Raw genomic sequence first — 5,887 nt, forward strand, 5'->3', positions numbered from 1 at the left:
GGCTTCGCGGGGGCCGCCTCCTGCGGAGGCGGCCCCCGCGAAGCCCGCGGTGCCCTCCGAGGTGACGGTGCTCGTCACCGGCAGCACCCGTGGCCAGCTCCTGCCTGTCGAGGGCAAGGGCGGTGCCGCGGAGCTGATGGGCCGCTGGGTGAATGATGAAAAGCACTGTGCCGGTCCGCTGAAGGACGGCCAGGCGACCTGTGCGGATGCCGGCACGCTCGCCCTGACCACGGGCGACCTGTGGACGGGCCCGGCCCTCTCCTCGTTCTTCCTGGGCGCTCCGACGGCCGAGGTGATGGGGCACATGGGCTATGCGGCCTCCGCGCTGGGCAACCACGAGCTGTCGTACGCCAAGGACTCCTTCCTGAAGAACCGCGCGGCGGGGGGCTTCCCCTTCCTGGCGGCGAACCTGAAGGTGACGGACGCGTCGCTGGCGAAGGACCTGGCCATGCCCGCGTTCCAGGTCTTCGACCGGCGCGGCCTGAAGGTCGGCGTGGTGGGTCTCACGTCGCAGAAGACGGTGCGCACGGCGATGTCCGGCCGCGCGGAAGGGCTGGAGGTCACGCCCTCCGAGGACGCGCTGAACACCGCGGTGCCCGAGGCGCGCAAGGCGGGCGCGGACGTCATCGTCGTGGTGGCGGACCAGTGCCCCACGGACCTGCAGCCCGTCGTGGCCAAGCACCCCGAGTGGAAGGTGACGCTCGTGGCCGGTGGCCGCTGCGCGGAAGTCAGCGGTCCCAAGAAGGACGGCGAGACCACGTACGTGTCGCTGGGCCGCGGCTTTGATTCGTACCTGCGCGCGCAGCTGAAGTTCGACCCGGCGAAGCCCGCGGGCCAGAAGCTGACGGCCGTGGACACGAAGGTCGTCGACGTCACGGGCGGCACGCCGGACCCGGAGACGGCGAAGCGCATCGCCGAGTGGCAGACGAAGGTGGAGCAGGCCCTGGGCCGGAAGATCGGCTTCACGAAGGCGGGCATCCCCCAGGACTCGCCGCTGATGGCGAAGTGGGTGGCGGGCGCGGTGCGCGAGCAGCTCAACACCGACGTGGCCATCCTCAACAAGGGCGGCCTGCGCGGCGGCCTGCCGGCGGGCGACGTGACGCTGGGCAGCGTGTACTCGGTGATGCCGTTCGAGAACTCGCTGCTCACCGTGAAGCTCAAGGGCGAGGACCTGGCGAAGCAGCTGGAGAACCCCACCGCGCTCGTGGCCGGCTTGACCCCGGCGGGCAAGGGCAAGTTCAAGGACGCCAAGGGCAAGCCCCTGGACCCGAAGAAGGAGTACACGGTGGCCACCGTCGAGTACCTGTACTTCGGCGGTGACGGCTTCGGCTTCGAGAAGCTGGACGCCGACCCGGCCGAGACGGGCATGGCGTGGCAGACGCCCGTCGTCGAGTGGACCCAGAACCAGGCCTCCACCGAGGCGAAGCCGCTCGAGAAGCTCATCAAGTAGCGCGTGAGGGCGCGCCGGGCTCCAAGCCCCGCGCGTCGCCTTCGCGGTTCGGGGCGCCGGGTCCTCCCTCCACAAGGGGAGGGCGACCGGCGCCTCGTCGTTTCCGGGCTCGGCTAGAGTGGCCGCCATGGAGATGGCGGAGTTCATCGAGACGCGGCGCCCGCGCTGGCAGCAACTGGAGTCGCTGCTGGACAAGTCGGAGAGCGGGGGGCTGCGCAAGCTGAGCCTGGACGAGGCCCGTTCGCTGGGGAAGCTGTACCGCGCCGTCTCCAGCGACCTGCTGTGGGTGCGCGCGCGCAGCGGCTCCGCGGACGTGAGCGCGTACCTCAACGACCTCGTGGGCCGCGCGTACGCGCTGACCTATCCCGGCACCCGGCCCAGGCTCGCGGACGTGTGGGCGTTCGTGGCGCGCGGCTTCCCCGCGCTGATGCACCGCGAGTGGCGCATGTACCTGGCCTCCGTGCTGCTGATGCTGGCGGGCGCGGGCTTCGGCTACGTGGGCATGGTGGTGGATCCGGACGCGGCGCACTACCTGGTGCCCGAGCAGCACATGAACATGGACCCCGTGAAGCGCGCCGCCGAAGAGGCCGCGGGCAAGGGGATGTCCGTGGAGGACCAGGCCCAGTTCACGACGTTCCTCTTCACCCACAACATCCAGGTGGCCTTCCTGGCGTTCGCGCTGGGCATCACCCTGGGCCTGGGCACGGCGGTGATGCTGTTCGTCAACGGCCTGTTCCTGGGGGCGCTCGCGCAGGTGTACGTGGCCAAGGGGATGGCCGGGTGGTTCTGGGCGTGGATCCTCCCGCACGGCATCCCGGAGCTGTCCGCCATCTGCATCGCGGGCGCGGCGGGGCTCGTCATCGCGCGCGGCATGGTGGCGCCGGGCGGCCTGTCGCGCGGGCAGGCCCTGCGCAAGGAGGCGGTGACGGCGGTGAAGCTGCTGTTCGGCACGCTGGTGCTGTTCGTGCTGGCGGGCTTCATCGAGGGCACCGTGTCGCAGATCCACCCGCCGAAGCTGTCGGTGGGCTTCAAGATCTCCTTCGCGGTCACCGTGGGCGCGGGCGTCTACGCGTACCTGCTGTCGGACTGGATGCGCGGCCGGCGCAGCGGGGCGCGCAACAGCGGGACGGCCGAGGCGGCGGGATGAGCGCGGGACGCACGCTCCAGGCGCCGGACCTGTCCGTGCCGCCGCTGCCGCGCGAGCCGGAGGTGCTCATCGAGTGTCCGCGCTTCTCCCTGGTGAAGCGGCGCGCGGATGGGACGGTGGACTTCGTGTCGCCGCTGCCGTGCCCGTACAACTACGGCTCCATCCCGGGCCTGCTCTCCGATGATGGGGACCCGTTGGACGCCGTGGTGCTGGGGCCCCGTCTGTCCCAGGGGCAGCGCGTGCGCGTGCCCGTGGTGGCGGTGCTGGGCTTCATCGACGCGGGGCGGGGCGACCCGAAGGTGGTGTGTGGCGCGCACCCGATGACGGCCTCCGAACGCGCGGGCCTGGAGCGCTTCTTCCGCGTCTACGCGCTGTTCAAGCGCGGGCTGCACCGGGTGCGTGGCGCCGTGCCCGACACGCGCTTCGTGGGCTGGCTGCGCGAAGGGCCTGAAGCCTGACGCTGGCTCTCAGCCGAGCTGCTTCGTCATCCGCAGCAGCCGGTTGAGCTTCAGGCCCTGCTCCAGCGGCCCCACCCACTTTTCGGGCTGGAAGCCCATCCGCGTCCAGAAGCGGTGGGCGGCTTCGTTCTCTTCCAGCACCGCGAGCCGCAGCAGCCTGCCTCCCGCCGCGCGCACGTGGGCCTCGTAGGCGTGCACCACGGCCTCGCCCCGGCCCTGGCCGCGCACCTCCGGGGCCAGGAGCAGGATGCCGAGGTACCACTCGCCCGGGGCCGGGAAGTCGCGCAGCGCTTCGAGCAGCCCCACGACTTCGCCCGCCGCCGTCCTCAGCGCTAGCAGGTGGCCCTGGCCGGGCGCGAGGTCCGGGGGCCGCCCGGTGGGAATCCGCCGGGCCTGATCCGGTAGGGCCGGGCGCCCGTAGGAGAGCTGGTGGAAGTCCTCGCAGCGCTCGAGCAGCGGCTGCACACGCTCCGCCTCGGAGTCGGGGACGTGCTCCGCCGTGAGGTCTCCGGCCTGGAACGCGAAGTCCATGGCGCTCCGCTACAGCACGCCGCGCGCCTTGATGTCGAGGTAGCGGTTCACCGCTGCGAGGCTCAGCTCGTCCGGCGCGACGTCGAGCATCTGCACACCTCCCCGGCTGACGCGGGCCTTGAGCACCTCGCGGTCCGTGAGCAGCTCCGAGGCCACCGCGTGTTGGAAGGCCTCCTCGGGACCGGAGGGCGGCGTGCGCAGCAGCTTCTGCAGCGCGGTGTCCTTCACCGACAGGCACAGCGGGACGTGGCGGCGCGCCAGCCGGTGCAGCGGCGCCACCAGGGTGTTGGCCTGCTCCTCGTCGAGGAAGTCGGTGAAGACGCACAGCAGGCTGCGCCGGTTGAGGCGCACGTTGAGTTCCTTGAAGAGCGCCAGGTAGTCCACGTACGTGAGGCTGGGCGTCGCGGAGTACAGCGTGTCCACCAGCTTGCGGTACTGGCCCCGGCCCGCGGCGGGCGGCAGGTACGCCTTCACTCCGTCCGCGAAGAGCGCCAGCCCCACCCGGTCCCCGTTGCGGATGGCGACGAAGGCGAGGAAGAGCGCCGCGTTCACCGCGTGGTCCAGCTTGGTGAGCCCGTCCACCTGCGCCGCCATGGAGCGGCCCGCGTCCACGCAGATGAGCAGCGCCTGCGAGCGCTCCGACTCCAGCACCCGCGTCACCGGCCGGCCCCGTCGCGCGGTGGCCTTCCAGTCCACGTCGCGCACGCTGTCGCCCTGGGCGTAGTCGCGCAGGCGCGCGAACTCGCTGCCCCGGCCGTCGCGGCGCAGCTGCCGGAGCCCCAGGTTCACCAGGTCCAGCGCCGCGCCGGACAGCAACAGCCGCCGTGCTCCGCGAAGGTCCGGGTACACCGACACCGACTTCGCGGCGGGGATGGCTCGCTCGTGAGAGACGAGTCCCAGCGGGCCCGTCACCCGCACGTGCACGTCTCCAAAGCCGAACTTGCCGCGCTTCACCGGCGTGGCCCGGTACACCCACTGCGTCTGGCTGTCCGGCGTGAGCCGCAGCTCGGCCTCGCCGGGCTCCGTCGTGAAGGACGGGGGCGCGTCGTCCTTCACGCGGACGCGCACGGTGCCCCGGCCGCGGTGGACCAGGTGCACCTCCACCCGGTTGGCCACGCCGACGTTGAGGCGCTCCGGCAGCGTGCGGTGCACCTCCAGCCGGACGCGGCGGGCCTGGAGGAAGTCGAACACGGCCAGCGCCAGCGCCAGCGCGTCGAGCGCCAGCACCGCGCCGCCCAGGCCGGGGAAGAAGCCCGCCACCGCCATGGGCAGCGCGAGCAGGGCGAACAGCCCCCACAGGCGCTCGGAGGGAATCACCGGGGGACCTCGACGCCCTGGACCACCTCGCGCAGCACGTCCGTGGGCGTGGCCCCATCCAGCTCCGCGTCCGGCGACAGCAGCAGCCGGTGGCGCAGCACCGGGCCCGCGAGGAAGCGCACGTCGTCCGGCGTGACGAAGTCGCGGCCCCGGAGCGCCGCCAGCGCCTTGGACGCGAGCAGCAGGTGCACGCCCGCGCGCGGCCCCGCGCCCAGGCGGATGTTGGGCGAGGCGCGCGTCGCGGACACCAGCTTGCGGATGTAGCCCAGGACGGGCAGCTCCACGTTCACCTCGTTGAGCGCCGCGCGTGCCGCGAGCAGGCCGTCCTTCGTCACCGCCGCGTTCACGCCCGCCTTCGCGAGGTCGCCCGCGTCGAAGCCCCGGTGCACCGACGCGAGGATGGCGTCCTCCTCCTCCGGCGCGGGGTAGCCCACGTCGATCTTCAGGAGGAAGCGGTCGAGCTGCGCCTCGGGCAGCGGGTACGTGCCCTCCGACTCCACCGGGTTCTGCGTCGCGAACACGGTGAACATCGGGGAGAGCTGCAGGTTGCGGCCCTCCAGCGACACGGCGCGCTCCTGCATCGCCTCCAGCAGCGCGGACTGCGTCTTGGCCGGGGCGCGGTTGATCTCATCCGCCAGCAGCAGGTCCGTGAAGATGGGGCCTCGCGCCAGCACGAAGGTCTGCGACTTCAGGTCGAAGACGCTGGTGCCCAGGATGTCCGCGGGCATCAGGTCCGGCGTGAACTGGATGCGCTTGAAGTCCGCGCCCACGCTGCGCGACAGCGCCTTGGCCATCAACGTCTTGGCCACGCCGGGCACGCCCTCCAGCAGGATGTGGCCTCCGGCGACGAGCCCGCAGAGCATCAGCTCCAGCGCTTCGTCCTGCCCGACCACGGCCTTGCGCACCTCGGTGAGGACGCCCTCGCGGATGGCGTTCGCGATCCGCACGGCGTGGCCTCCGTCCAGGGCGGGAGGAGGGGAGAAG

6 protein-coding genes are annotated in these 5,887 nt (G+C 72.1%); 3 read left to right on the top strand and 3 right to left on the bottom strand.

Annotated elements, in window-relative coordinates; translation table 11 throughout:
* The 3 genes from D7V93_RS36205 to D7V93_RS36215 form a co-directional block, all read left to right on the top strand.
* On the top strand, positions 1–1,450 hold a 1,450-nt coding region (locus D7V93_RS36205; protein WP_147451524.1), incomplete at its 5' end, for a bifunctional metallophosphatase/5'-nucleotidase.
* Between the two features lie 127 nt (positions 1,451–1,577).
* Positions 1,578–2,597 (top strand): stage II sporulation protein M, encoded by a 1,020-nt coding sequence (locus D7V93_RS36210; RefSeq protein WP_120647697.1) that lies wholly within the window; start codon positions 1,578–1,580, stop codon positions 2,595–2,597.
* Positions 2,594–3,055 (top strand): inorganic diphosphatase, encoded by a 462-nt coding sequence (locus D7V93_RS36215; RefSeq protein WP_120647698.1) that lies wholly within the window; start codon positions 2,594–2,596, stop codon positions 3,053–3,055. Before D7V93_RS36210 ends, D7V93_RS36215 begins: the two co-directional genes overlap by 4 nt.
* Before the next feature lie 9 nt (positions 3,056–3,064).
* Here the strand turns inward: D7V93_RS36215 and D7V93_RS36220 are convergent, their stop codons facing one another.
* The 3 genes from D7V93_RS36220 to D7V93_RS36230 are packed head-to-tail and all read right to left on the bottom strand — an operon-like array spanning position 3,065 to position 5,844.
* A complete protein-coding gene (locus tag D7V93_RS36220) occupies positions 3,065–3,586 on the bottom strand; it encodes a GNAT family N-acetyltransferase (protein ID WP_120647699.1) in 522 nt (173 codons plus the stop codon).
* Positions 3,587–3,595: 9 nt separating this feature from the next.
* A complete protein-coding gene (locus D7V93_RS36225; RefSeq protein WP_120647700.1) occupies positions 3,596–4,903 on the bottom strand; it encodes a DUF58 domain-containing protein in 1,308 nt (435 codons plus the stop codon).
* A complete protein-coding gene (locus D7V93_RS36230) occupies positions 4,900–5,844 on the bottom strand; it encodes an AAA family ATPase (RefSeq protein ID WP_372338391.1) in 945 nt (314 codons plus the stop codon). Before D7V93_RS36230 ends, D7V93_RS36225 begins: the two co-directional genes overlap by 4 nt.
* Positions 5,845–5,887: the final 43 nt, after the last annotated feature.

It is taken from the genome of Corallococcus llansteffanensis, from assembly GCF_003612055.1.
GTDB classification, from domain to species: Bacteria; Myxococcota; Myxococcia; order Myxococcales; family Myxococcaceae; genus Corallococcus; species Corallococcus llansteffanensis.

What these genes read in the sequence shown, in the direction of transcription:
- D7V93_RS36220 (WP_120647699.1), bottom strand. Translation starts at nt 3,586, where the DNA reads ATGGACTTCGCGTTCCAGGCCGGAGACCTCACGGCGGAGCACGTCCCC.
- D7V93_RS36210 (WP_120647697.1), top strand. Translation starts at nt 1,578, where the DNA reads ATGGAGATGGCGGAGTTCATCGAGACGCGGCGCCCGCGCTGGCAGCAA.
- D7V93_RS36215 (WP_120647698.1), top strand. Translation starts at nt 2,594, where the DNA reads ATGAGCGCGGGACGCACGCTCCAGGCGCCGGACCTGTCCGTGCCGCCG.